The 2,007-nt window shown below is 48.6% G+C and carries 1 protein-coding gene; it reads left to right on the top strand.

What is annotated here, in order from left to right:
• A partial coding sequence (locus tag TW80_RS17430; RefSeq protein ID WP_045998754.1) for an HWE histidine kinase domain-containing protein occupies positions 1-2,007 on the top strand: 2,007 nt, incomplete at both ends.

Raw genomic sequence — 2,007 nt, 5'->3', positions numbered from 1 at the left:
ATAGCAGAAAAATGCGCCTCAAACATGGAGCCATACTTAGGGCTCAGATACCCGGCAAGCGATATCCCACAACAAGCTCGTGCACTCTATAAACGCAGTCTATTAAGATTAATTGCTGATGTTGATGGTGAAATTTCTCCAATTATTCCATCCTCCAGCCCTTCTGGCGAGCCGCTCGATCTTTCACTGGCGGTAACCCGATCCGTGTCACCCATCCACCTTGAGTATTTGCGGAACATGAATGTCGGTGCATCCATGTCTGTGTCTATTTTGAAGGATGGCGAGCTTTGGGGATTGTTCGCGTGCCACCATAACTCACCGCATTACGTAGATTACGAACGTCGTACAGCCATCGAATTATTCGCGCAGTTCTTTTCATATGAACTACTGCAAAAAAGCGAACAACAAATCCGCAAAGAAGAATATCAGTCCCGCCAAATGCATGACCATTTGATGGTAAAGCTGTCGAGTGGTGAGGACCTTTACGAAGGCTTCGAAACCCTTGCAGATGAACTTGCCGAAATTATCGAATGCAACGGACTGGCAGTATATTCCGGTGGACGTTTCATTGCACGTGGCATGACGCCAACACGTGAAGAGTTCTTAGGGCTTGCAAGGTTTCTAAATACTGTGCCGACAGCACAAATCTATGCAACGGAGAATTTGGCATCCATATACCCTGCAGCGGACTCCTTCACTGACCGGGCCACCGGCGTTCTAGCCGTTCCTATCTCTCGGACACCACGTGATTATATCGTCTTCTTTCGCCAAGAAATGGTTAAATCCGTAAAGTGGGCCGGCAACCCCGAGAAGCCTGTCTCGCTTGGCCCAAATGGTGCGCGATTGACACCACGAAAGAGCTTTGCCGCGTGGCAAGAAGTTGTGCGGGGCACATCCGCCGCTTGGACCAAAAGTGATAAGCGTTCCGCAGAAGCGCTACGTGTTTCTCTTATAGAGGTCGTACTGAAGCTATCTGATGAGGCCAATTTAGAACGTCGTAAGGCCGCAGAAAAACAAGAACTTCTCATTGCTGAACTGAACCACCGCGTTCGCAACATTCTCAATCTCATTCGCGGGTTAGTGTCCCAGTCCAAAAGTGGTGCGACAGATATGAGTAGCTACACCGAATTGCTAGACGGTCGGATTCAATCACTCGCACGGGCACATGATCAATTGACACGTGAAGAATGGAGCCCCAGCCCACTTCGTGAATTGATCGATGTCGAGGTAAATGCGTTTATCCGTGACGATAGCGGAGCAATGATCGTGAACGGAGATAACCCAATGTTATCTCCAGAAGCCTTTTCGACAATGGCATTAGTTATTCATGAATTGGTCACCAACTCTGCAAAATACGGTGCATTGAAATCCAGATCCGGAACTGTGGCTGTGGATCTAGATATTGATGGCGACGGTTCACTAAAGCTAACTTGGAAAGAAAGCGGGGGTCCTGCAGTCAAGGCACCAACTCGACGCGGGTTTGGTACCACGATTATCGAGAAAACGATACCACATGAACTCAAGGGTACGGTTTCAACCAGATACCTTGTTACGGGGTTCGAGGCCGAAATAATGATCCCGTCAAGTCACATCACGGCTGGTTCATTAAGCCCCAAAGTAAGAGACGATACTGTTGCCACGACCGAAAGCACCGCTCCAAAACATCTTCTCGGGGAAGTGCTTGTTGTTGACGATAATATGATTATCGCACTGGACGCATGTGATATTTTAAGTGACTTCGGCGCGACAGAAACACACATGGCGGGCACAGTAGAAGATGCTCTTGACGTCATCAAACACGGCAACATTGCTTTTGCCGTGCTTGATGTAAACTTGGGGTCTCAAACGTCGCTGCCAATTGCCCAAAAACTGCTTGAGCAAAACATCCCCTTCGTCTTGGCCACCGGCTATGGAGATACCGAAGCTATCATAAATGCATATCCACCCGCCCATATTGTCAAAAAGCCGTTCACTGCCGAGACACTGCTACGTGAGGTGAACGCAACT

The sequence above is a fragment of the Loktanella sp. S4079 genome (assembly GCF_000967725.1).
In the GTDB taxonomy this organism is placed as follows: Bacteria; Pseudomonadota; Alphaproteobacteria; order Rhodobacterales; family Rhodobacteraceae; genus Yoonia.
This window is presented reverse-complemented; position numbering and strand designations above follow the sequence as displayed.